The organism is Oscillospiraceae bacterium, assembly GCA_025758045.1.
Taxonomy (GTDB): Bacteria; Bacillota; Clostridia; order Oscillospirales; family Ruminococcaceae; genus Gemmiger.
This window is the reverse complement of record CP107208.1, coordinates 2,119,148-2,143,067: the sequence shown is the minus strand read 5'-3', so window position 1 is coordinate 2,143,067 and position 23,920 is coordinate 2,119,148. Positions and strand designations below refer to the sequence as shown.

Annotated in this window: 16 protein-coding genes; 2 read left to right on the top strand and 14 right to left on the bottom strand. The window is 57.0% G+C overall.

The genetic code is table 11. The annotated features are described in order from the left end of the window. From OGM81_10040 to OGM81_10020, 5 genes are all read right to left on the bottom strand, one after another. Complete coding sequence (locus tag OGM81_10040; protein ID UYJ42680.1) at window positions 1–1,011, bottom strand: class C sortase; 1,011 nt, start codon at window positions 1,009–1,011, stop codon at window positions 1–3. Next, window positions 1,012–1,890, bottom strand: coding sequence for a class C sortase (locus OGM81_10035; protein ID UYJ42679.1), 879 nt, complete (start codon window positions 1,888–1,890; stop codon window positions 1,012–1,014). A 105-nt stretch (window positions 1,891–1,995) separates the two neighbouring features. Further along, window positions 1,996–4,248 carry a SpaH/EbpB family LPXTG-anchored major pilin gene (locus tag OGM81_10030; protein UYJ42678.1) on the bottom strand — a complete coding sequence of 751 codons (2,253 nt, stop codon included), beginning with the start codon at window positions 4,246–4,248 and terminating at the stop codon, window positions 1,996–1,998. A gap of 45 nt (window positions 4,249–4,293) precedes the next feature. Continuing rightward, window positions 4,294–9,756 carry a SpaA isopeptide-forming pilin-related protein gene (locus OGM81_10025; GenBank protein ID UYJ42677.1) on the bottom strand — a complete coding sequence of 1,821 codons (5,463 nt, stop codon included), beginning with the start codon at window positions 9,754–9,756 and terminating at the stop codon, window positions 4,294–4,296. A 563-nt stretch (window positions 9,757–10,319) separates the two neighbouring features. Continuing rightward, window positions 10,320–11,240 carry an ATPase gene (locus OGM81_10020; protein ID UYJ42676.1) on the bottom strand — a complete coding sequence of 307 codons (921 nt, stop codon included), beginning with the start codon at window positions 11,238–11,240 and terminating at the stop codon, window positions 10,320–10,322. A gap of 137 nt (window positions 11,241–11,377) precedes the next feature. Here OGM81_10020 and OGM81_10015 point away from each other — a divergent pair, with 137 nt between their 5' ends. Both OGM81_10015 and OGM81_10010 read left to right on the top strand, forming a co-directional pair. Next, the gene (locus OGM81_10015) at window positions 11,378–12,559 is read left to right on the top strand and encodes an anhydro-N-acetylmuramic acid kinase (GenBank protein ID UYJ42675.1); all 1,182 of its coding nucleotides are present in this window, start codon (window positions 11,378–11,380) and stop codon (window positions 12,557–12,559) included. Between the two features lie 24 nt (window positions 12,560–12,583). Beyond that, complete coding sequence (locus tag OGM81_10010; GenBank protein UYJ42674.1) at window positions 12,584–13,453, top strand: MurR/RpiR family transcriptional regulator; 870 nt, start codon at window positions 12,584–12,586, stop codon at window positions 13,451–13,453. 118 nt (window positions 13,454–13,571) lie between these two features. On the opposite strand, the gene OGM81_10005 is transcribed toward OGM81_10010, so the two are convergent. From OGM81_10005 to OGM81_09965, 9 genes are all read right to left on the bottom strand, one after another. Then, complete coding sequence (locus OGM81_10005) at window positions 13,572–14,321, bottom strand: esterase family protein (GenBank protein UYJ42673.1); 750 nt, start codon at window positions 14,319–14,321, stop codon at window positions 13,572–13,574. Next, window positions 14,321–15,898, bottom strand: a complete 1,578-nt coding sequence (gene nagZ / locus OGM81_10000) for a beta-N-acetylhexosaminidase (GenBank protein UYJ42672.1) — start codon at window positions 15,896–15,898, stop codon at window positions 14,321–14,323. The genes OGM81_10005 and nagZ overlap by 1 nt, the downstream gene beginning before the upstream one ends. Window positions 15,899–15,910: 12 nt before the next feature. Beyond that, window positions 15,911–17,062, bottom strand: coding sequence for a DUF1343 domain-containing protein (locus tag OGM81_09995; protein UYJ42671.1), 1,152 nt, complete (start codon window positions 17,060–17,062; stop codon window positions 15,911–15,913). Continuing rightward, on the bottom strand, window positions 17,062–17,955 hold the full coding sequence (gene murQ, locus OGM81_09990) for an N-acetylmuramic acid 6-phosphate etherase (protein UYJ42670.1): 894 nt from the start codon (window positions 17,953–17,955) through the stop codon (window positions 17,062–17,064). The genes OGM81_09995 and murQ overlap by 1 nt, the downstream gene beginning before the upstream one ends. A gap of 211 nt (window positions 17,956–18,166) precedes the next feature. After that, the gene (locus tag OGM81_09985; protein UYJ42669.1) at window positions 18,167–19,492 is read right to left on the bottom strand and encodes an MATE family efflux transporter; all 1,326 of its coding nucleotides are present in this window, start codon (window positions 19,490–19,492) and stop codon (window positions 18,167–18,169) included. Next, window positions 19,489–20,454 (bottom strand): GNAT family N-acetyltransferase, encoded by a 966-nt coding sequence (locus OGM81_09980; GenBank protein ID UYJ42668.1) that lies wholly within the window; start codon window positions 20,452–20,454, stop codon window positions 19,489–19,491. The genes OGM81_09985 and OGM81_09980 overlap by 4 nt, the downstream gene beginning before the upstream one ends. A gap of 4 nt (window positions 20,455–20,458) precedes the next feature. Next, on the bottom strand, window positions 20,459–21,325 hold the full coding sequence (locus OGM81_09975; GenBank protein ID UYJ42667.1) for a carbohydrate ABC transporter permease: 867 nt from the start codon (window positions 21,323–21,325) through the stop codon (window positions 20,459–20,461). 17 nt (window positions 21,326–21,342) lie between these two features. Next, window positions 21,343–22,260, bottom strand: coding sequence for a sugar ABC transporter permease (locus OGM81_09970; protein ID UYJ42666.1), 918 nt, complete (start codon window positions 22,258–22,260; stop codon window positions 21,343–21,345). Window positions 22,261–22,433: 173 nt separating this feature from the next. Further along, a complete protein-coding gene (locus tag OGM81_09965) occupies window positions 22,434–23,861 on the bottom strand; it encodes an extracellular solute-binding protein (protein ID UYJ42665.1) in 1,428 nt (475 codons plus the stop codon). Window positions 23,862–23,920 lie beyond the last annotated feature (59 nt).

Here is a 23,920-nt window from a genome sequence, read left to right as displayed (position 1 = left end):
TCATTCCTCCCGGTGTTTTTGCCAGATCGCCAGCACGCCGACACAGGCGGCAATAAAGACGAACCCGGCCCAAAGGGCGTTGTTTTCCAGCCAGATCATCAGGTTGGAGACCACGCTGCCTTCGGATTCTGTGCTGCCCTCCTGCGGCAGCGGGGTGATGCTTTGGGGTTCCACCTCAGCGATAGACGTTGTACCGTCTGTTTCCATCGTCACCTGCCGGGGCGAGGCATCCCAGGTGGCCTCGCTTTCCTGCAGGTCGGTGTCCTTATCGGTCACGGCGGCATCGGGGTCGCGTTCGGCTATCACAAGGTAGCGCTGGTAATTCTGGGTGTAGGGGTGGCAGGTGGAAAGCGTCAGCAGATCCCGCCCCGGCTGGATGAGTACCGAGGAAATATCCGCAGGGTCGATAATTTTCAGCTCTGCCACGCGGTAAATTAAAGTGTCCCACGGGGTGGTCAGCTGGATCTTGTCCCCCACCTGGATCTGCTGCACGTTGCGCAGCATTTCCGCGCCATAATAGCCGCGGTGGGCGGCCAGTACGGTGTTGGTGTTTTCGCCGCCCAGCGGCATCGAGGTCTGCCCCAGCAGCGCCGCGCCCTTGGCCATATTCTCCCGGCTGGCGCCCAGGTAAACGGGCAGTTCCAGATCCAGCCGCGGGATCCACAGCATAGCGAGGACCTCCTCGTCATAGCCGTAATCGGTCAGATCCAGCGGCGGGTTCTCGTAGGCGAAGGCGTCGGTCAGGCCGCTTTGGCCGTCGGCGTAAATCTGCGCGTTGTAGGCCTGCATGGCGGCGTACAGTTCCGGGTAGGGGCGGCTTTCCTCGGCGGTTTGGCTGGCGCTGTCAGTGTTTGCCGCATCGGCGGCGGTGGCTGTGTTGGCGGCAAACTGCTGTGCCGTTTTGCTGTTGCGCTGGCGGGTCAGCCAATCAGCGGCGGTGGGCTGCAGCATCATGGCAAGGCCCAGCAGAATGGCCAGCCACGCGCCGATTTTTACAAGCAGACGCCGCATTTAGTCGTCCTCCTCCCGTTTTTTGCAGCGATGCAGCAGCAGAAGCAGCAGCAGTGCTTCGCCGCCAATAATCACGCTGCCGGTCACCGAGATCCACGGCCAGGCATCCACGATGCGCTTGACCACGGTGCCGGTGTGCAGGGCCTGATATTGCACGACCTGCGGGGTATCGCCGGTTTCTTCCTCTCCATTATACGGCACGCGGATGCCGCGCACAAGCATGCGGTGGGTATTTATGGCGTAGGGCGTGCAAGTCACCAGGGTGCAGTAGTCCTGGCCCTGCACGATCGTAAGGTCATCGGTCTCCTCGGGCAGAACGACCTTGACCTGGTCGACCTGGTAGGCCAGCACCTCGTCCATGATGTGCAGGTAAAATTTGTCGCCCTCTTGTAATTTGTCCAGGTCGGTAAACAGCACAGCCTCGGCCAGGCCGCGATGCCCGGTCAGCACGCTGTGGGTGCTTTCTCCGCCCAGCGGGTAGCTGGAGCCTTCCAGATGGCCGACGCCTTTCAGCAGCACATCGTCGCTGGTGCCCTCGTAAATGGGCAGGTTTACGTCGATTTTCGGGATAGTGATGTAGCCAAGGCTTTCCCCCACGTCGATCAGGTCCACATAGCTGGTGCCGGTGTCCTCGGCTTCGCCGGCGGCATCGCGGTCCAGCGCGCTGCCCAGCTGCTGGTTGTAGCGGCGGGCGGCTTCCTTGGCGGCGTCCAGCTTTTCGGTGTCCATGCTATGCACGGTCTCGTCGTAATTTTGGATAGCCGTACTGGCGTGGCGCTGGGCCACCATATTGCTGATAACCGGGTAGGAGGCCACGCCGATGCCCGACAGGATCATCAGCGCAGCAAAGCCCAATTTCAGTCTGGTGGAGGTATCCATGGCAAAAATCCTTTCAAAACCCACCATAGGGGAAGAGCCGGAACCGGCCCTTCCCCTTTTGGTGTATGGTTTGATTCGTTTTGTTTGCTAAAAGAGGGGTGTCAATCAGCCATTGCCCTTCTTTTTCTTGGTGGACATCAGCACGCCGACACCGCCGACGACCAGCAGTGCGCCAATGCCGCTGAACAGCAGGGTGCCGAAACCACCGGTACGGGGCAGGTTGAAGCCCTTGCGGTTGATGATGACGATCTCTGCATATTTGTACGGAGTTTTATCGCTATTCTTAACCTCGGTCTTACTGTATTCATTCTTAATCAGTTTACCCGTGTTATCAAAGGTATCCTTTTTACTCCATGTGGTGGTGCAGTCCAGAGTCAGGTTTGCGTCCACCGGCTCAGTCAACAGGTTATAGCCTTCGTGAGTCTTGGTTTCAACCAGCTTATACTCGCCAGTCGGCAAACCATTTGCAACATCCTTACCGTCGTCGCCCGTCTTCAAATTCATAGCAGCAAACCACTGAGGCTCAGTACCACCATCAGTAGCGTTCAGTTTTTTTGCTTTTGCTTCCGCAGGCGTTAAAATGGGCTTAGTAGTACCCATAAACGTAACGGTGGTGCCATCTTTGCTCACCGTATCTTTTTTTGCATCAACCTTTTTATAAAGGGTAAATTCAACATCCTTCAGCGCTTCGCCATTCGCACTACCACCCTTTTTCAGGATGCCAGTCTTGAACGTATAAACAACAGCTTCGTCATGGATATCATACGGATGATCATCTTCGGTAGTTTTAATATCTGTCTTCTTGGAGTATTTCAGGTCGGCACTGTTTACATTGCCCACTTCACCAACCGAAGCTTTGGCCTGGAGCTTTGCGGTATAGGTAATGGTAATGGTTCCACCTGCATATGCAGCAATCTTTTTAGTATCAAATGCAATCGTAAAGCCAGACTTACCCGTAGCACTCATTGGCGTCAGGGTATACTCCTTACCCTCGCCCTCTTCAAGTGTCATTTCTTCAGTTTCGCCAGCTTTTACACCTTTAACATCAATACTATTATCATTAACAACCAGCTGGTCGCTATTCATTTCATCAGATACGGTGAAAGTCCTCAGTTTTGCAACGTTTTCAGGAACATTGACAGTCAGAGTATACGGAACATCATCACCAATGCCATAGTCTGCATCCTTATGACCTTTAATTTCCTTTTTGAAGTCCGGCTTGTAGTTCTTTACTTTAACCTGTGCTTCACTAAAAACATTAGTGTCAAAGCTCGTTACATTTTCTTCAGGGTATTTCACGTCTTTAACATCATCGTTGGTCGCTGCAACCATATCGCCATTGCCATCGATCTTAAAAACATAGGCAATGCCGGAATCCAAAATGTAACCATCGTTTGCATTAACTTCAGTTTCCACAAAGGCATATACACCTTTGGTCAAACCAGAAACGCTGATTTTGCCATCTGCACCCGTGGTAAGGACACCCGTTTTATTATCTGCGTCAAGCAACTCGCCTGCATTATCTACGCCATTTGCAGGCTTCTTCTCAATCCAAGTCCATGTTCCGACATCATTCTTCTTATAGAGCTTAAACTTGTAGCCCTGCATGGCTGTAACTTCTTGATCCGTACCGCTCTGCTTACCGACTTTCTGCAAAACAGCCTGACCATATGCAGTAGAGTTTTTCGGGAAGACATGAACATCGTACAGCCAATCAGTCAGACCGCCATTCGTATCACCCGAGACTTTTGTCATAGGAACAGAGACAAAGAACGGCTCACATGCAGTCTTGACAGAATCCGGTGTTTTGGTTTCAAGCACAAGGTAAAGACCCAAAGGCAATACTTCTGTCTTCTCATTTTCCCCCTGCACTTTGCCAAACTGAGCAACGCCATTGGTATCTGTCGTTTTCGAACCGAATGGAGTTAAAGACACGCCACTCCTCAGTTTATAACTGCCGGTAGCAGAATCCTTTTCTGCATATTCTGCCCAGCTTGCAGGCCAACCTTCTACAACTTTACCATCATAATAATTTTTCAGTTCGTCTGCATCCTTAACCTTATAAACGGTAAAGGTTGCACCTGCCAACGGAGTAGGCGTTTCAGTTTTGTCATCAGTAGTTTTCGAAGGAAGACTCGCTGCGTCTCCTAGCTCGCCGGTTGCAGGCCCTCTACTTGTTTCGTTCCACTCATACTTATGAATCGTAATGGAACCTTCCGTTTCCGTCCAAACCGGATTTGCAGTGTTTGTCGTTGTTGTTCCACTGCCTTCATCTGCTGCCATTGCCGGCAGGGCGCACAGGCTGAGGGCCATGACGGCGCTTAACAGGCCTGTCAAGAATCTGCTTTTCTTTTTCATGACTTTACCTCTCTTCATTTGTTTATTGTTTGTATTGGGGAACAATTAACGCGTCCGTCCCCCTTTCTTGTTGTAACGGAATACCAGTATCAACAACCCCGCCACTGCCAGCGGCAGCCCGATCAGCAGCCACAAGCTAGGCGCATCCGCACCCGTATGCGGCAGCGCAGGTGTCTTTCTGTTCAAGACGGTCAAGGCCAACTTGTAGCCGTTTACGGCATCGCCTGTAAAGATTGTGTCGTTTTTGGCTTGCATGAGGGCATCATTCCCAATCCGGCACTGACCATCTTTTGTAAAGGTAATAACAATCGGCGCCGACAGCAGGTTGTAGCCCTCCGCTGTCTTTGTCTCGGTCAGGCGGTAGGTACCGGCCTCCAAGTCGGCAAAAGCTTTATCGGATGTGCTTCCACCAGAATTTTTCAGCTTCAGTACACCTTGTCCGTCGGTAATGCCGGTTTTTGTTTCAAAGCTTGTATCCACCTGGCCGTTCTCATCCAGCTTTTCCAGCGTGAACTCAACACCTTCCAGCAGCTTCTGCTTGTCGTTCTCGCCATCGTTCTCGGCCGACTTCTTGGTAACATCCAACGTAAACTTCGGGTCTTGCTGCGTGTTGGTGATGGTCACGGTCTGCTTTGCATTGTTGTTACTTGAATCATCGGGTTTCGAGGCCGTATACTTATAAGTGACGCTGTAAACCTTCTCGCCAATCGTGATGGTTTTCTCATCATCAACCGCTTGGAAAACTCCCTTATTGTCAACGGAACCTTCGACTACACGGTACTCGTAGGGCGTCTGGTTTCCGCCGTCGTAATCCTTAGCAGGCAGGCCCAGGAAGCTGAATTTCATACCTTCATATTTTTGCTCAACCCTTGTGTAAGTCTCGTTCAGGTATGTAACAGGTGTCCAGGACAATTCCGATGTCTCGCCAACACAGCGGCGCTGCAGCTGCACATAAATCGTGGCCGGATGCTCCGTCATTAGGCTGTTGTCAGCATTCTTCCAAATCTTTGTGCCGGTAATATCCAGCGTTTCCTGCTTGGTGTTGGTGAAGGTCGCTACGGCCTTATTCTCGTCGCCTGCAACGATAGAACCGCGCACGGTTTGATTGTTCAAGACCATGGTGCCGCTGCCACCACCGGTGACCGATACGTTCGTCAGCTTGGAACCATCCGTAGGCGTTACTTCCTCAATGGTGAAGCGTGTGCCAACGGGGATATTGTTAATGACACACGGCTTGCCAACTGTCACCTCATACGGTTCTACAATGGCCTCGTCTTCCAGCGCATGGCCGCCAACGTTGGTGAAGCGGACCATAAACTTGTACGTTTTGCCATCTAAGCTATCGCCTTTTCCGTCCTGCACCTTGTTGATGGTCAGGCTGCCGGTTTTGACCGTGTTGACAAACACGACCTTCAACTGGGTCTCGCCTTCTGCATCCGTAGCGTCGGGGTTCGCGTAAGAGCGGAAAACGATGGTATTATCGTTTTCGTCTTTCTTGCTGGGTTTGATGCCGTCGTAGGCATTATAATTAGGGGCAATTTGCGCGGCGTCGCCTTCGGCATTTTTTACTTCGATACGGCCATCGTCGGGGGCAGTGCCAGTCTTATCTTTGAGACTTATAGAATCGCCATCAAGCGTTAGCTTCTTGCCGTCTCCCTCTTTTGTCGATGTAACCGCCTTCCCATCTTCATAGATGGTCCATTGCGTGTCAAACAGATTTTTGTCGACTTGCTCGTTGATGGACAGGTAGCTGCCGCGGCGGAACTGGTCCTTAAAGCTGATCGTCTCGCCAGTTTTCAGGACGAAACCGCCGTTTTTATCCACCACCATCGTGCCTTTCTCGGCATCCGAGGTGTACTGCGCATTCACGGCGGGCATCAGCTTGCCCTCTTGGGCTGAGCCGTAATCCGCAATGTCCTCCTGCTTGGTGGTAAAGCCGGTAACTGTCTGGGGCACCGCTTTGGACGAGAACACGATGTTGCGCAAATAAATGCTGCGCGGGTAGTTGCAGCCAAACCGCAGTTCCTTTACATTGCGCTCGTCAAAGCCTTCCTCTGCCTTCACATCGTCCAGGCTCAGCTTGACGGTGATCCACTGTCTGTTGTGCATTTCGACCTGGCCGTAAAGATCTTTGCCGCCTATGAACGTCTGGCCAAGACAGCCTTTTTGCTTGCCTTTGCTGTCCCGCAGCTCCAGGTACATGTTGCTCAGCGCGGCGTCGCCCGCCTTCGAGTCGACATAAACGTCAAAGCTGAGGTAGCTCATGCCGGAGATGTCGATGGTCTGGTCGCCGTCCAGCCTCAGGATACCGTAGCGTTTGTTCTTGTTGGAACCCGGTGACGGGGTCAGGTCTTCGAGCTCGGCAAACCAATTCAACAGGGTTGTACCATCAGTGACCTTCAGATCAGCGGGCGGGCTGTTCACTATTTTGAATCTGTTTTCATCACCCGTGTCTGTTGTGGAGGGCACTGTTGTAGTGAAATCTTTTTTGTCAGAGGTACTCTTGGTAGGCTCCAACAGGTTGATGGTGGTTACTGTATCGCCCTTTGCATCATTCGTGCCATAATGGGTAGCCTGGTTCCTGATGGTGAAGTTGAAGAACCTTTTATCCTTGAAGCAATTTTTGAAAAGGTCGTTGACACCGTTAACGTCGACTTCCTTTTTCACCTGCAGCTCGTTATAATCCGGGAAGTTGAACGCAACCGCCATGTTGGACTCCCACATGCCGCGCTCCATGTAGTACATGGTAAGGGTGTGGGTGGTGCCTTTTTTAAGATTGATTGTTTTGCCTTTGTAGTTGAACTCAATTGGAATTTCGCTAGCATTTTCAGACGGCTTATATTTCACCTGAAGTGTAGAGCCTGTTCTAACGTCTTCCTCTGATGTACCACCAGCCTTTACACCGCTTACATAGGCGGTTGCATACTCTGACGAACCATCTACGCTGAATTCTAGCAGACCAGACGCCTTAGCGTGTGCGCCGCCAACATCCAAGGCCAACTTTCCATCAATGAACACCCAAACATCGTCATCGCCTGAGAAGAAGAACCTGATAGGCTTTTTCCCTTCATTTCCCTCTACCATGCCATCATCCGTCAAGGTGAAGTCGAACTGCAGCCGTGCACCAAAACCATAGTTATAATTGTTGGCCGATGCACCGTCTTTAACTGTTTCATTGAACGGGAAGAAACCGGTCTCACCCTTTTCCGTAGAATCTGCTCCGCGGTTTTTAGATGCCTTTTTGTTGGTCGAACTCTGCAGGAAGTACGAATCATCGTCCTTATCCTGCTTCAGGTAAAGAGTTGTTTCGGCTGCGTCAAAACTCCAATACTTGATTCCGTCGCCGAACACATCATTTTGGGTAAACGGGAAAGCTACATTTTTATAGACTTCGCCAAGTTTTGTGTGTTTGGAGTTAGTCCCCAATAGGAACTCTGTGTTAAAATGCGGTTCAACTAGCGGCTTGCTGGAATTCTCCGTTCCACGCATGACCGGCAGCCCGTCTTTGCTGGTATTGGTTGCATCATCAGCCACGATACCCTGAACGGTGAGATTACCGTGATTTTTCTCATTATCCTTCGTGCACAGGGACGAGTTGTTATCCACCATAAATTTGCGGCCTTCATCAAAGCCAAACAAATTCATTTGCAGTTGATTATGGAGATCAACAAATTTATAATCACCGCCATACTCGCCCGGTTGGAAGTGCCCTGTATAAATCGGATATTTCACCGCATTGGTAACGTTGGAAGAACTTCCTGATGTTTTGTAATAATCGCTTAATGCAAGGTCAAACTGGCGGAACGGTACCCAGCTGCGGTGGGATACGCTGAAACCATTGTCATAAGCGTCACGGTTGTTGCCGTTCAGTTCCCAATCTGTATAATAGTCGTAAAGTGTAGTGGTTACATACTTTGTCGCGCTGTCACGCACAAACGAAGTTGTGTTATCGATGTCTACAACTGTGGTGCCTTTTCTGGCTTCGGCATCCCGAACATCATCTTTTTCTGTCCAGTAGCCTCCGCGGGAAGCGCCGCTATTATAGACGACCGCATCGTTTGTATCAGCCATATAGCACGGTTTGTCCAGGCTCCAATCAATGGGCACCCAATCCGTGCTGGCACCACTGTTGGCGGGGCTGGTTCGTTTATCGCCCGAGAACATGATTTCGCTGTAGCCCCCGGGAACCTCAACGGAATAGAGGTTGTTCCCGAGCGAAGTCATTTTTTGAGCATTAGACGTTGTCCCTTTACTATCATTTTTGAAGCAGCAATACACATCTTTGCTTTCCCCATTAGGGATTGAAAGAGCGGCACCATTGTATTCCGTGTATGCGCTGGAGAATGTTGCGTCAAAGTAGACTGTTATCGTTCCCTGTGGAATCGTCCAACTGCTGTCATTATCGTTTCCCTTATAGACGTAGCAGGCTGTGCCGCTGTCGTACAGGAAATGTCTATTATTTTCCCCTTCATCTTGCTGGTCATAGAAATTGTACAGCGATGTTTCTTTTCCATCTACAATGAAGCGGATGTAAGTGCAATCTTTTTTAGGGATTTTGAACGAAACGCACTTGCCGACAGCAATGGCTTTCAAATCGATGGTTTCGACTGGTTGCAAACCGTTGTTTGTTTTTTCGCAAAATACTGCTTGTACATTTGCAAGGTCAGTGCCGCTCTGGTTTTGGAAGAACATTGTCTTGCCAGCAAACGTTTGATGGTTGTTGGGGTCAAAAGGAGTGTATGCTGTCCAAGTACCCGCATCAGCGTCATAAATTTGGTCGGCATACGTGTATACGCTTGTCCACTCAAGGCTGTTTTGTCCAAGCCCCCAGTAGCTTGCAAGTTTGTCACCATTTGCAGTAGAAGTAATAAATTCAATCTTTGAATATCCACTATACGGGCAGGAAGGGCTCTGCCCTGGATAAACTGTTGTAAAGAAAATTTTGCGTCCATTCCGGTCCGCTTTACCAGAATCGGTCATCTGGGCAGTATACCAATTATCGTTGTCCTGCTCACCTTGAATACGAGCATGAAACTTTACTGTTGCAGTTGTGTCAAAACCGCTCGGTGCTAAGAAGTAAATGGTTACCTCTTTTGTCGCTGCTTCCTGTACCCGAACCTCATCCTCCACCTCATTGTCGGGCTGAGCGACGGCATCGTCGGCGGTTCCTGTGTTCTCGATGTTCGCGCCTTCGGTGCCATCATTATTAGTATCCTCGTCCGAGGTATCAAGGGTATCATCCGTGGCGGTCTCCCCTGCCGGGGTGGTGTTGGTGTCATCGGCGGACAGGGTGGTGTCGGTCGCGTCGTCGGGGTCAGTGGATACAGATGCGTCGTCGGTCGTTTCGGTTTCGTTGACCGTTTCAACTGTTTCAGCAATTTTCGTGGCGTCCTCGTTCTGGGCCGCGGCATAAACGGGCAGGGCCATGGCGGCGAGCAGGGCCAAGGCGGCCAGGAGGGCCGCCAGGCGGCGGCTCAGGGTACGGTGGGTGGTGCTGTGCTTAGACATCTGCTCCCTTCCTTTCTGTTCCTTTCGGTGGCTCTATGTATGTCTGTAATGTTGGCTGGATTTTGCGTGCCGCGGCGGCCGAATACATCGCCTGCTGACAGTACGCATTATTTCACAGGTCTACCTGTGAAATAATATCCCCAGGGGATATTATGCGCAACCGTTGCGTTTTTGAGCAATTTTTTTGGGGTTTCCTGCGCCGCTCACTTTTTATTCGTTACGCTTATAAGGATTTCTAATAATGTTATAACACTTTTTGCTTCAAATTTCAATATCTATGGGTGATTTATGGGCGTTGCACCTTATTTTTCGTCATTGTGTAAAAGTCTACAATGTGGAATTTGGTAAATTTGCTCAACACATTTTTGCGTCATTCTTTGCGTATTTTTTCTTTTTCACGGCTTTCTTCCACATTTTTTGTCGTTTTTTGGCGTTTTGTGCAATCAATTTGCGCAAACAAATTGCGCAAGTCCGGCCTGTTACATAGCCAAACATAGCGCAAAACTTGGACAAAAAAATAGAGGAGTGCCTAATACACTCCTCTCAGCCGGGTCTATACACTTTTATTCTTCTGCCTTGCAACGTGCCAGCAACACGGCACCGGCAGCGGCGTCGCCCTGCGGCTCGGCCAGGGTGAGCTGCGGCAGCAGGGTTTGCAGCTGCGCTTGGGCGGCGCTGCGCACCGGGGCGCACTTTTGCAGCACGCTGCCCGCAAAAGCGATACGCGCCGATTGCAGCCCCAGCTTTTCGGCCACCGGGCGCACCAGCAGGGCCAGCTCGCGGCCTGCCTTTTCCACAATTTGCAGGGCGGCGGCGTCGCCCTGTTCGGCGGCGGCCCCCACCAGCGGGGCCAGTGCGGCCACCTCCCGCTTGCCGAAACCCGGTGCGTAGATCTTGCCGATCAGTTCCCGGACGGTGCCGACCTGCAGCGCCTTGAACACTGCATCGTGCAGCACGGTGGGGGCAATGCGGCCATCCTCGGCACGAACGACCGCCGCCAGGGCGTCCCGGCCCAGGGCGAAGCCGCCGCCCTCGTCGTCCATCAGGCTGCCCCAGCCGCCGCTGCGGGCTTCGCGGCCATCGGTGCTTTGGCCGTAGCAGATGGAGCCGGTGCCCGCGATGAGCACGATGCCGCCCGGCCCGCCGAGGGCCCCGTACAGGGCGGTCTGCTGGTCGCCGGTGAAGGTGACCGGGCCGTGGTAGCCGCCTGCCTGCAGGGCATTTTGCAGGTGGACCCGGGTGGCCGGGTTGCTGATGCCCGCCGCGCCGATGCACAGCATGCGGCAGGCGTCCAGCCCGCCCGGCAGCGCGGCCATATTGCGCAGCAGGTCGGCCACGGTGGCCTCGCACTGACCCGCCACGGTGCCATTGGGGTTGAGCGCACCGGCGGTAAAGGGCTGCGGCGCGGTGCCATCCTGATACAAAACGCGGCAAAGGGTCTTGGTGCCGCCGCCGTCCCACCCGGCGTAATACTGTGTTTGCATACATTTGCTCCTTTATTGTTCAGTTATTACGTTTATACGCAAATTTTCTCTTGACAAAGTGCCCTAAAACGAACATAATAGAATCAGGTTGAAACTTTATTTTAAACGGATGTTTTATTATTTCAGGAGGTCCTACGATGGAACTTTCTTTTTTGCAAAAGGATGCCTGTATCGCCATTGGGCTGATGAGCGGCACCAGCGCCGACGGCATTGACGCCGCCGTGGTGGAGCTGCGCGGCTGCGGCACCGATACCAGGGTGCGGCAGCTGGGGTTCATCACGCTGCCGTTCAGCGATGAGGCGCGGCAAAAAATTTTGCAGGTGGCGGGCGGTGCACCGCTGGACAGCCGGGAGATCTGCCTGCTGAACTTTTACCTGGGTGGCCTGTCCGCCGATGCCTGCCTGGAAGCCTGCCGCGCGGCGGGTATCCAGCCCGGCGACGTGGACTTTGTGGGCAGCCATGGGCAGACCATCTGGCACGAGCCTGCGGGCGCAGACTACCTGGGCCGCAAGGTGCGGGCCACGCTGCAAATTGGCGAGCCAAGCCTGATCGCCGAGCGGCTGGGCTGCCCGGTGGTGAGTGACTTCCGCGTGCGGGACATGGCCGCCGGCGGGCTGGGTGCGCCCCTTGTCCCCTACACCGAGTACCTTTTATACCGCGAGGAGCACCGCACCGTGGCGCTGCAAAACATTGGCGGCATTGGCAACATTACCGTGCTGCCTGCGGGCGGTGCGCTGGCGGACACGCTGGCTTTTGACACCGGCCCGGGCAACATGGTCATTGATGCACTGGCCGCGCGGGTAACGAACGGCGCGCTGCGCTACGACGACGGCGGCAAGCTGGCACGGCAGGGACAGGTCAGTGCCGAACTGCTGCGGTATTTAGTGGACAGCGACGATTACCTGCGGCTGGCCCCGCCCAAGACTACCGGCCGTGAGCATTACAGCGCCGCCTTTGTGGATGCGCTGTGGCGCAAGGGCGAGGAGTTGGGGCTGACCGGGTACGATAAGATCGCCACGGCCACGGCCTTTACCGCCGAGAGCATCTGCCTGGCGGTGGAGCACCACTGCCCGCAGAAGCCGGAGCGGTTGATCGTGGGCGGCGGCGGAAGCCACAACCCTGTATTGATGGAACTGCTGCAGGCGGGCCTGCCCGGCTGCGAAGTGGTGACCAACGAGGCCCTGGGCCTGGACAGCGACGCCAAGGAGGCCGTTGCCTTTGCGATTTTGGCCAACGAGATGCTGCACGGCCGCTGCAACAACGCCCCCAGCGCCACCGGCGCGGCCCACCCTGTTGTGATGGGCAAGCTGAGCCTGTAAAGGCATAAGAAGGAGAGAACCTGCATGACTAATGTAGAAGTACGGGTGCGCAGCAGCTACAGCGCACTGAGCCCCACCTGCCAGAAGGCGGCCGATTATCTGCTGGCCCACACGCGGGAGCTGTACAGCATCCCCATTGCCGAGTTGGCGCGGCAATCCGGCGTAAGCTCGGCGGCCTGGGTGCGGCTGTGCAAGGAGATCGGCTACACCGGGTTGAAGGACATGCGCCAGCAGCTCTACCTGCAATACAGCGCTGAGCCCCAGGTGGAAGTGGACCCGACCGTACATTTTTCTGACCTGCGAGAGGGCAAAAGCGCCCAGGAAATTTTGCAGAACGTGACGGCGGCCAGTTTGCAGGCGCTGCAGCGGACCTCCAAGCTGATGGACCCCGCCGCCTACCAGACGGCCTCAGATTGGCTGCTGCAATCCAAATCCATCAAGCTGTTTGGCATGGGGGCCTCTGGGCTGGTGGCCTCGGACCTGTGCGACAAGCTGCTGCGCATTGGCAAAAACGCCATTTTCAACTTTAACAGCCATGTGCAGCTAAGCTACAGTGCTACGCTGACAAAGGACGATACAGCGGTGTTTATTTCCAACACCGGCAAGACGCAGGAGATCTTGCAGGCATTGGAGGCCGTGCAGGCCAGCGGGTGCCATACCATTGGCATTACCCATTACAGCAAGTCCCCGCTGAGTGCGGGGTGCAAGCTGCTGCTGTACACATCGTCGAAAGAAGTGTATGTGCGCAGCGGCGCGATGAGCAGCCGGCTGGCGCAGCTGATGGTGGTGGATGCGCTGTTCACCGTGCTGGCCAGCCAGGATTACGCGGCGATACAGGGCACGCTGGAGAGCAGCTACCAGATTTGTATGTCGCACAGGGTGGATCATCGGTAACTCTGAAAGGCTCCCTCTGCGAGAGAGACTCCCCCGATACGAGGGAGGTGACACGAAGTGCCAGAGGGGGCAAAAAAGTGCGCAACCTATTCAGGCTCCCCTTGCGGGGAGCCTTTTGTTATGGGAAGATCTGGTCAAGGACGCGTTTGAGCTGGGCATCCCAAAACGGCCAGGTGTGGGCACCGGGGGCTGTTTCAAACGTGTGGGCGATGCCTTTGCTTTGCAGCAGCGCGTGGAATTCCCGGTTGGCGGGCAGCAGGGCGTCCTGTTCGCCGCAGACCATGCGGATGGCAGGCAGGGCGGCAGGGTCGGCACTGGCGGCCAGCTGCCACAGGTCGGCCTGGGGCGGCAGTTCGCCGTGGTCAATGCCGGGGCCGAACACCGCGCGGGCAGCGACAGGCGGCAAGGGCCAATCGGAGCTTTTGACTACCTGCTCCGGGCGGACCGCAGCAGAAAGTGCAGTACAGGTCGTATAACTATACGGATTGGTCAGCGCTAGTTTCAGCGCCGCATAACCACCCATGGAAAGGCCGATGACATGCGTTTTTTCACGCTGCTGCGTCAGGCCAAACATACGGCGGCAGACGGCGGGCAATTCCTGCGTGACGCAGGTAAACGCCTGTACACCGCTGGCCATATCCGTGTACCAGCTGTTGCCTACGCCGGGGATGATGAGGACCAAGCCCTTCTCGGTGGCGTAGCGCTCGGCGGCGGTGTAGCGCAGCCAGCCTGTGCCGTTGTCCCCTGCCCCGTGGAGCAGATAGATGACCGGGGCTTCGTGCAGGTCGCCGGCCTCGGGCAGGACGACGTGGAAGATGCTTTGCCCGCCCAGTGTTTCGAGCCGCTGCTCAATTTGCAGGTGTGCCATTATTCCGCCGCCTTTGTCAGGGTAAGCAGCGGCAGTTTGCCCGTGGGCCGAGCGGTGCCGTTCAGCACCGGCCACAGGGCGTCAAACAGCGGGCGGGTGTACTCCCACCCGGCCAACGCGGCCACATGGTCGGGCATGTTGCGCAAATCGTAGGGGTTGCGCAGCGCAACTAAGATCATCGGCAGGCCGGTGGCGGCCAGAGCCTTAGCCAGGCGCAGCTGGCCTTGCAGGATGTGACCGTTGTAGGTGCCCAGCACGATGCAGCTGTGAGCCGCAGCCTGGGATACGACCTCGGCAATTTCAGCGTCGCCGGGGTCTTTGTCGGTAACCAGCGCGGTGCCTTTGTCCGCGTGGCGGCGCATTTCTTCGGGAAAAGTGAAGCCGCTGGATTCGCCGTTGGAGGCAATGGTGCTGCGGTAGTCGGCGCAGCCCAGGAACAAGGGGTTGTCACCCAGGGCAGGCATGCCGCCCTGGGGCAGGTGTACGGCGGTGATGGACGCGGCGCGCACTTCCTCGGCGCGGGCGCGGCAAGCGGCTTCATCGCCCAGCGTTTTGGGCTGCATGGCAGCGCACTGGGCCTTGGCCTCCAGCATGCGCTGCACGCTGACGTCCAGTTCGGCCAGGTCCAGCTCGCCGTTTTCGGCGGCACGGCGGGCATTTTGCATTGCTTCGGCGGCCAGGGCGGGTGTCTGGGAGACGAACACCAGGTCGACACCGGCTTTCATGGCAGCCAGCACGCCGTTGACCGTACCGTAGAACTTTTTGATGGCGTCCATCTCCATGCAGTCGGAAATGATGATGCCGCCAAAGCCCAGCTTTTCCCGCAGGAGGCCCGTCATGATGCGGCGGGACATGGTAGCGGGGATGTGCTCCGGCTCGATCTGCGGAAAGAGGATGTGGGTGGTCATCACGGCGGGTGCACCGGCTTCGATGCCCGCAATAAACGGTTTCAGTTCCCGCTGCATCAGCTCGTCAAAGCTGCGGTCGATGCAGGGCAGGCCAAGGTGGGAGTCCACCGCCGTATCGCCATGGCCGGGGAAATGCTTGAGCGAGCAGTAGACGCCGCCGTCCAGCAGGCCGCGGACCATCTGGCTGCCGTATTCGGCCACACGCTCCGGCGTATCGCCGTAGCTGCGCACGCCGATGACCGGGTTGTCCGGGTTGCAGTTGATGTCCATGACCGGGGCCAGATTGAAATCCACGCCGCAGCTGCGCAGTTCCTGGGCGGTCAGCAGGCCCATATCGTAGGCGTTGCGGGGGTTGCCGGTGGCGGCTACCGCCATGGCGCCGGGGATGTTGACCTCACTCTCCGGCAGGCGGGTGACAACGCCGCCCTCCTGGTCGATGGTGATAAAGGGCGTCACGCCGGTTTCTTCCTCCACCACTTTGCGCAGGGTGGCGCAGAGCTTTTTCAGCTGGGGGCCATCCTGGATATTGCGGCGGAAAAGGATGATGTTGCCGACCTTATATTCTTTGATAAGCCGCAGAAATTCTTCCGGCGGCTCTAATCCCTGAAAGCCCGCGGCCAATCGCTGGCCCAGTTTTTCCTGCAGGGTCATTTCTTGCAATGTACGCATAAAAGCACCTCGTTAATACAGGTGGTAGGCCGCTTTGCGGGCGGCAAAGGCGGCTTCGTCCGGGGCCTGGGCTTTGATAAGCTCCGCCGCCGTCCAGTCCGGACGTTCCAGTTCCCGATGGCCTGCCAGCAGGCTGATAAAGGGGCGGCCGCCCTCGGTATACGGGGGCAGCAGGGCGAAGTCATTGGGGCAGGTATCCCGGATGAGTTCCAGCAGGGTCAGGCCTGCCGAAAGCGGGCGCACGGCATCGGCATCCAGCACGTGCAGGTGCACACCGCCGCACAATTGGCCCTGATGTTTGGAGAACGTCGGGGTAAAATAGTACGGCGTAGCGCAGATACCTGGCAGGCCGCGGGCGTTAAAAGCCGCCGCCAGCGCCTCGGCATCATGGATATAGGGCGCACCGATGACGGCGAAGGGAGCGGCGGTGCCGCGGCCCTCGGAGACATTGGTGCCCTCAAACAGGCAGGTGCCTACGTAGAGCAGAGCCGTTTCGTAGTTGGGGATGTTGGGGCTGGGCATAATCCACGGCGTGCCCCAGGCCAGGGCGCTTTGGCCGCGCTGCCAGCCGGTGCAGGGTACGACGGTAAGGTCGCAGCCAAAGTGCTGCTCGGCGTTGACCATTTGGGCAAACTCGCCGATGGTCAGGGCGTAGCGAGTGGGGAGCGGATAGCAGCCCACAAAGTTCTCCATACCGGGGCGCAAAGTTGTACCCTCGATGATCTCTCCGCCCAGCGGGTCGGGGCGGTCCAGCACCACCAGCCGCTTGCCCGACCCGGCGCAATCCTCGATGAGGTAGGCCAGCGTGGAGAGGAAGGTGTAGTACCGGCTGCCTACATCCTGTATATCATACACCAACACATCAAAAGTTTCCAGCATGGCGGGGGTCAGCCGCTTGGAGTCTTTGCCATAGAGGCTGAACACCGGCAGGCCTGTGGCGGCGTCGGTATACTGGGGGATGAACGCCCCTGCCGCGCCGTCGCCCCGCACACCATGTTCGGGGCCAAGCAGGACACGCAGGTCAGCGGCCTGCTGCAAGGCGGCAATGGTGGAGCGGCCGTCACTTGTGCGGCCCGTGGGCGTAGTGACCAGACCCACGCGGGCATCTTTAAACAGATGTTTATACTCTCCCAGCCTGTCCGCACCGCAGCGCAGGGCGGGCATCAGCCCACCACCCGGGCGATATAGCCGTCTTTTTCCGTCAGGCGTTTTTCGGCTTCCTCGGCGGTGCAGCCGCACAGCAGCATGACGATGGCGATCTTGGGATGATAGCCGCACTGCTCCAGCGCAGCGGTAGCGGCGGCTTCGTCGCACTCGGCAGCCGCGCAGACGATGGACACGCAGCGGCGGATCAGCTTCTCGTTGGAGGGCTTGACGTCTACCATCAGGTTGCCGTACACCTTGCCCAGGCGGATCATCGTGCAGGTGGAGAGCATGTTCAGCACCATTTTCTGGGCTGTGCCGCTTTTCATGCGGGTGGAGCCGGTCACGACCTCGGGGCCGGGCATCGGTGCGATGCCCACCTCGGCCAGAGTGTCGATCTCGCTGCCGGGGCAGCAGGTCACACCGATGGTCACACCGCCCAGGGACTTGGCGTACTCCATAGCGCCGATGACATAGGGCGTGCGGCCGCTGGCGGCGATGCCCACCAGCACATCCTGTTTGGTGTAGTGGATCTCTTCCAGATCCTTGCGGCCCAGATTGGGGTCATCCTCGGCCCCTTCGACGGCACGGAAGATGGCCGGGGTGCCGCCTGCGATGAGGCCCTGCACCAGCTCCGGCTCGGTGGAGTAGGTGGGCGGGCACTCGACAGCATCGAGGATTCCCAACCGGCCGGAGGTGCCGGCGCCCACGTAGATGAGCCGTCCGCCCTGCTTCATATGGCCGGTGATGATGTCCACGGCCCGAGCGATGTGCTGTGCCTCGCGGCCGACAGCGTCGGCCACCTTGTGATCCTCCTGATTGATCAGCCGTACCATCTCCAACGTGGACATGCGGTCGATATGGGCCGTAGCTTCGTTGCGTTGCTCGGTCGGGATTCGTTTGAGTTCAACCATAACGGTCCCCCTTGATTTCTTTTGCAGTAGTATTTTCGGGCGGCAAAACACAATTCTAAGTGCCGATACGGCGAGCGAGGTGCGCCAGCTGCTAAGCAAAAAGCGCAGAGAATACTTTGTGTATTCTCGAGCATTTTTGCAACGCAGATGGCGTGCCGCAGCCGCCGGAGCGGTGCTTAAGCCCGAAGGGCGGGAATTGTGTGATGTTGCCCTATAGTAGTTTTTTCTTTTGCCAGATATTGGAGTGGAAGCGCAGGCCGAACAGCACGGCCCTAAAGCCCCAATCCACGAAGATCGCCATCCAGATGCTGACCACACCCAGGCCGAAGCCCCGCACAAAGACGAAGCTTAGCCCGACGCGAAAGACCAGCATCGACGCCACGCTGATGACCATGGGGTAGCGCACATCTCCGGCAGCGCGCAGCGCCGCAGGGATGCAGAACCCGGCCGGGTAGAACAGCGAGGCAAAAATGCAGTGCCACAGCAGCAGGTCGTGGACCACGGCGGTGGTCTCGGCGGTCAGGCCATACAGGCCCGAAAGCTGCGGCAGGAAGATGTAAACGAGAAGGTTGGTGCCCAGCATCAGCACGTAGGCAATGGCCAGCAGCTTGCGGCCCAAGCGGCGGGCTTCGTCAGGCTTGCCCGCGCCGATGGCCTGCCCGATGACGGGCAGCATGGCCAGACTGATAGCACCGCCCGGCAGCGTGGCAATACAGGAGAGCGCCCCTGCGGCGGCATTGGCCGCCAGCGCCACTGTGCCCAGCGAGGCGTAGAGCTGCTGGACCAGCAGCTTGCCCAAACTGAACAGCGAGCTTTCGACGCCTGTGGGCACACCGATACGCAGCATCTTGCCGGTCAGGCTGCGGCAATCCGCCAGCGTTACGGTGCCGGGGTCGTGCAGCATGCCGCTGTGGGCCACCAGCGCGCAGAGCAGCAAACACACCACCCCGCGGGAGAGCGCCGTTGCCAGCGCTGCACCGCCTGCACCCAGCCCCATAATGCGGATGAACCAGAAGTTACCTGCCACATTGATGAGGTTGACGACCAGGCTGGAGACCATCGAGATCATGCTGTTGCCCTGGCTGCGGTAGAGCGCGGTAATAGCGCTGTACACCGCCAAAAACGGGTAGCTGAACCCCACGATGCGGAAGTAGTCGCGGGCACTTTGCATGACGTCTGCCTCCACATTGCCGAAGATCAGCCGCAGGGCCGGGGCACCCAGCAACTCAACACCTGCTAAGATAACAAGTCCGATGAGCAGGGCACCACCCAGCAATAAGCGGCCTGTCAGCGCGACCTTTTGCCGGTCGCCGCTGCCGAGGTACTGGCTGGCCACCACCGCGCCGCCGGTGCACAAAGCACCCAGCACGGCAGTGATCAGGAAGCTGATGGTATCCACCAGCGCCACGCCGGAGACGGCGGCCTCGCCCGCGTAGGACACCATAAAGGTATCGGCCACACCGACAAAGACGATGAGGAATTGCTCCGCAAAAAGCGGGAGCGTCAGCTGTAAAAGCTGTTTGTTTGTGTACATCATAGCGTTTTTAGCAGTACGCCAAAGGTGCGCACCGAGGTGAAACCAGCGCTTTCATAGATGCGGCGTGCCGGGTTGGCCACGCCGGTGAACAGCGACATATAGACTGCCCCGGCGCGCTTTTCCTCCGCACATAGGCGAAAGAAAAGCAGCTTGCCCAGGTGGCGGTGCTGGTACTGCGGCGCAATGCCGATGCCCGCAAAGAAGCCCCGGCCGGTAGGCTCCGGGTAAACCGGGCCTGCGAAACCGGCCACCGTGTTCCCTGCCAAAGCCACCGGCAGGCAGAGGCCGTCGCGGGCGGCGGCTGTGACCCGGACCGTCCAGTCCGGGTTATCCAGCGCTTGCAGCATGGCGTCCAGCCCGTGGTGGCGGTTGGGGTCATACAGGGCGAGGGTGCAGCCTTCGGCGGCTGTGCGGTGTTCCAGTGCGCGGATCTCCGGCGGAATCGCATAGTCCGTCAAAGTTCGGTACATCGCAGTTTCCTGGGTGGTTTCGGTGTAACCGTGGGCCAGCATTCTTTCACGCAGGGGCAAGTCGGTGGCAATGCCGGGCATGTTGTTGTGTTCATGCCCCGGCGAGCCGGGAATGACCCAGGGCAGGTGCATGGGGTTGAAGAAGGTCACGGCGCTGGTGGTTTTTCCCGCGACACGGAAAGCTTCTTCCAACGCATCCAACAACTGCACCGTGGTTTCGGGCGTATCCCAGGCGGGGTCTGCCGCAAGGCAGGTGAAGCAGCCGCGCTCGCGCCCATGGGGGATGTCGTTTCCCACACAGCCGCAGATAAAGGCGACCGCTCTCCCCTGTTCTGCCCTTACAAAGGTATATTCATAGGAAAAATACGGGTGGCGGAACAGCAGCCGGTCCACTTCAGCGTCCGGGCGGGACGCATACCCCTGCCGGGGCGCGTTTGCCTGCCACAGGGCCAATAGGGCAGCGTGGTCCGCCGGGGCAGCATTACGTATCATGGTATCAGCCCTTGACAGCACCGACCGTAACGCCCTCGAGGAAGTACTTCTGCAGGCAGAAGAACAGGATGAACATGGGCAGAGCGGAGATGGTGGCACCGGCCATCATGGGGCCAAACAGGGTGGTGTTGGCAAACTTGAACTGCTTCAGGCCGACCTGAATGGTATACATTGCCTCTTTGGAGGTAACCAGGAAGGGCCAGAAGAAGTTGTTCCAGCTGGAAAGGAAGGTGTTGATGGACAGCACCGCCAGAATGGTCTTGGACAGGGGCAGCACGATATGGGTAAAGATCTTGGGCTGGCTACAGCCGTCCAGCTTGGCACTCTCCAGCAGCGAGGTCGGGATGCTGGAGAAGAACTGCTTGGTCAGGAAGATGTTATACGACGTGACCAGGCCCGGCAGCACCAGCGCCGCGTAGGAGTTGGACAGATGGAACTTGTTGACGATCAGGATGTACAGGGGCACCTGGGTGACCTGGTACGGGATCATCATGCCGATCAGAATCAGGTTGAACAGGAAGTTCTTGCCCTTGAACTTCAGCTTGGCAAAGGCATAACCGGCCAGACTGGCGAATACGACGTTGCCCAGCACCTGGCAGGCGGACACCACAAAGGTGTTGGCCAGCCATTTGACGCTGTACTCACTGAAAGAGAAGAATGCCTTGTAGGAATCCAGACTCCAGGACGTCGGGAACACCGAGCGGTTGGAGGAGGCAGCCTCGACCGCAGGGCCGAAGGAGTTGACGATCATGTAAAACAGCGGGAACAGGCAGCACACTGCCAGGGTGACCAGCACCAGAATGATGATGGTGTTGCGCAGATACAGCATCTTTTTGTTGTTGACATGCTGGGAATACAGACCACTTGCCATTTATCTCTCCCCCTTTCTCAGTATTCGACATCGCTGCCGGCCATCTTGAACTGCAGGAACGAGATAGCCGCAATGATGATGGTAAGGATGACCGCCTGTGCGCACGCCAGACCGTACTTATTATAGGTAAAGGCGTTGTTGTAGATCAGCAGGCCGATCATCGTGGTGGCATTGTCCGGGCCGCCGCCGGTCATCATGTAAGCGTTCATGAACACCTGGAAGGAGCCGATGACGCCGGTGACCAGCAGGAACAGGGTGGTGGGCTTGACCAGCGGGAATACGATGCGGGTGACCTTCTGCATGAAGGTCGCGCCGTCCAGCTCGGCCGCCTCGAAGTAGGTGTTATCGATACCCAGCAGGGCGGCGGTGTAGATGATGATGTTCTGGCCCTGGCCGGAAAGCAGCGCCATGATCATCAGGGACAGCATCGAGGTCTTGCTGGAACCCAGCCAGTTCTGGGTGGGCAGGTGGAAGAAGGTGAGCAGCTGGTTGAAAAGGCCGGAGGGCGAGGAATCGTAGATCCACAGCCACACCACCGAAAGCGCGATGCCGGAGGCAACGGCGGGCAGGTAGTACATGGCCTTAAAGACAGACTGCAGCTTCTTTTTAAAGGGCATGATAAGGATGGCCACCGCGAAGGAGATCAGCAGCGAAAGCGGCACGACCACGGCGGTGTAGACCAGCGTATTTTTGAGGGACTTCCAGAACAGAGCGTTGGTGAAGGTGGTCTGGTAGTTCTTCAGGCCGACAAAGTCAGAGCCGAAGGGTTTGTAATCCTCCAAGCTGGTGATGACAGCCGAGATCAGCGGGTAGATGGTAAACATCAAAAAGAAGATGACGGCAACGCCGATGAACGCATAGCCCCACAGATCATCGTTGGTGAAAAAGGGCTTTTTGCGCGGCTTTGCGGCCGCCGGTTGGGTGGATTTCGACATTCGGGAACCTCCTGCGGTGTTCTGGATACACAGCGTTCCAACGTTGTTTTTGCGCTATAATATCCTATAGAAATGGCGGCTCGCCACCAGTAAGCCGGGGTGAGCCGCCATAGCTGAACGGGGGGTATGCGCAACTCCCATTCAGTGCGGATTCAGTTGGGGCAGCGGCAAAATCAGGTCAGGTCGCAGCCATCCTCGCCAAAGACGGCGGTAGCCTGCTTGACGATCTCGTCGTACATGGCCTGTGCGGTGGTCTCGCCAGCGATCAGAGCCTGGAACTTGGGCACGATGACCTCGTCCATCAGCTGCTTGGCGCTTGCGGTCTGCTCAGCGGTGATGCCGACCGGAGGAGCGACAACGGTCTTGATCAGGCGGGCAGCGCAGTCGATGTTGCCCTGGTCACGGTCGCCGGTATCCATGGAAGCGAGAGCCTCACGGGCGGAAGCGCAGACGCCGTCCAGGCAGGTGGTAGCATCAACGTAAGCGGCACGTTCGCCGGAGGACAGGAAGTACAGGGCCTTCATAACGTTCTGGATGTGCTCATCGGTGGAGTTGCTGTTGCGGAAAGCGACCAGACCGTCGACGGTGCCGTAGCAGCTCTCCTCCACGCCGTCCATGGTGGGAACCGGCAGGAACGCGTAGGTAACGGGGATAGAGTTCTCAACAGCGGTGCCGTCGTTCGCCTCGATCGCGGCGTTGTTCTTGTTGATGTTGTTCTCGAACAGAGGCATGGCCTTGCCGAAGATCATGGCATTGCCGGTCTCGCACATGACCATACGCTGGGAAGCCTCGACGCCGTAGTTGGGCATGTAGCTGGACTTGGTCATTTCCTCAACAGCGGTCAGCAGGTTCAGCATCTTGGTGCTGGTGTACTCATACTTCAGGTCGGAGTTGAAAGCGTTGTTCAGGCCGGCGCTGACACCGAAGATGTTCAGGAAGTCAGAAGCGGTTGCGCCGGAGTTGGCGAAGACGAAGCCGAAGGTGTCGTCCTTGGTGCCGTTCTTGATGGCTTCCATGAACTCATCGTAAGTCCAGCCGCTCTCCTGCACCTTGGCAACATCCACACCGGCGGCTTCCAGCATATCCTTGTTGGAGCCCAGTGCCTGGATGGTGATGTAGAGGGGCAGGCCGTAGACGTTGTTCTCGACGGTCATGTAGTCAAGGGCGTTCTGGTCAAAGTCAGCCAGCTGATCTTTGTCCATGTACTCGCTCAGGTTCAGGGCGGTGCCGTTTTCGACGTAGGTTGCCAGGCCTGCGTAGGAGATCTCGGAGATGTCCGGGGCTTCGCCGGCCTGGGCCATGGTGGACAGCTTGGTGGTGTGGTCGTCCCAGGAGGTGCCGATGACTTCCATGGTCAGGTTGGGATACATCTCGTGGAACTCGTCTGCCCACTCGGTCATCTTATCCAGATAGTCGCCGGTGACGGGGGGCACCATAACGGTGATGGTGTCCTCGGCTTCAGAGGCCGTGGATTCGGCGGCAGAGGATGCCGTGTCCGTCGTGGCGGTGGATGCTGCTGCGCTGCTGGAGGATGCGCCGCCGCATGCTGCCAGTGAGAGGGTCATGGCCGTAGCCATGGTAAGTGCAACAAGCTTTTTCATGTGTTGTGTTCTCCCTTCGATTTTGTGGTTTTGTGGTCACCGTTTCCTCGCCGGTGATC

Excerpts from the sequence above, each read along its gene's own strand:
- OGM81_10010 (UYJ42674.1), top strand. The coding sequence starts at position 12,584 with ATGACTAATGTAGAAGTACGGGTGCGCAGCAGCTACAGCGCACTGAGC.
- OGM81_10015 (UYJ42675.1), top strand. The coding sequence starts at position 11,378 with ATGGAACTTTCTTTTTTGCAAAAGGATGCCTGTATCGCCATTGGGCTG.
- OGM81_10030 (UYJ42678.1), bottom strand. The coding sequence starts at position 4,248 with ATGAAAAAGAAAAGCAGATTCTTGACAGGCCTGTTAAGCGCCGTCATG.
- OGM81_09965 (UYJ42665.1), bottom strand. The coding sequence starts at position 23,861 with ATGAAAAAGCTTGTTGCACTTACCATGGCTACGGCCATGACCCTCTCA.
- murQ (UYJ42670.1), bottom strand. The coding sequence starts at position 17,955 with ATGGTTGAACTCAAACGAATCCCGACCGAGCAACGCAACGAAGCTACG.
- OGM81_09970 (UYJ42666.1), bottom strand. The coding sequence starts at position 22,260 with ATGTCGAAATCCACCCAACCGGCGGCCGCAAAGCCGCGCAAAAAGCCC.
- OGM81_09980 (UYJ42668.1), bottom strand. The coding sequence starts at position 20,454 with ATGATACGTAATGCTGCCCCGGCGGACCACGCTGCCCTATTGGCCCTG.
- OGM81_09975 (UYJ42667.1), bottom strand. The coding sequence starts at position 21,325 with ATGGCAAGTGGTCTGTATTCCCAGCATGTCAACAACAAAAAGATGCTG.
- OGM81_09995 (UYJ42671.1), bottom strand. The coding sequence starts at position 17,062 with ATGCCCGCCCTGCGCTGCGGTGCGGACAGGCTGGGAGAGTATAAACAT.
- nagZ (UYJ42672.1), bottom strand. The coding sequence starts at position 15,898 with ATGCGTACATTGCAAGAAATGACCCTGCAGGAAAAACTGGGCCAGCGA.
- OGM81_10025 (UYJ42677.1), bottom strand. The coding sequence starts at position 9,756 with ATGTCTAAGCACAGCACCACCCACCGTACCCTGAGCCGCCGCCTGGCG.
- OGM81_09985 (UYJ42669.1), bottom strand. The coding sequence starts at position 19,492 with ATGATGTACACAAACAAACAGCTTTTACAGCTGACGCTCCCGCTTTTT.
- OGM81_10040 (UYJ42680.1), bottom strand. The coding sequence starts at position 1,011 with ATGCGGCGTCTGCTTGTAAAAATCGGCGCGTGGCTGGCCATTCTGCTG.
- OGM81_10020 (UYJ42676.1), bottom strand. The coding sequence starts at position 11,240 with ATGCAAACACAGTATTACGCCGGGTGGGACGGCGGCGGCACCAAGACC.
- OGM81_10035 (UYJ42679.1), bottom strand. The coding sequence starts at position 1,890 with ATGGATACCTCCACCAGACTGAAATTGGGCTTTGCTGCGCTGATGATC.
- OGM81_10005 (UYJ42673.1), bottom strand. The coding sequence starts at position 14,321 with ATGGCACACCTGCAAATTGAGCAGCGGCTCGAAACACTGGGCGGGCAA.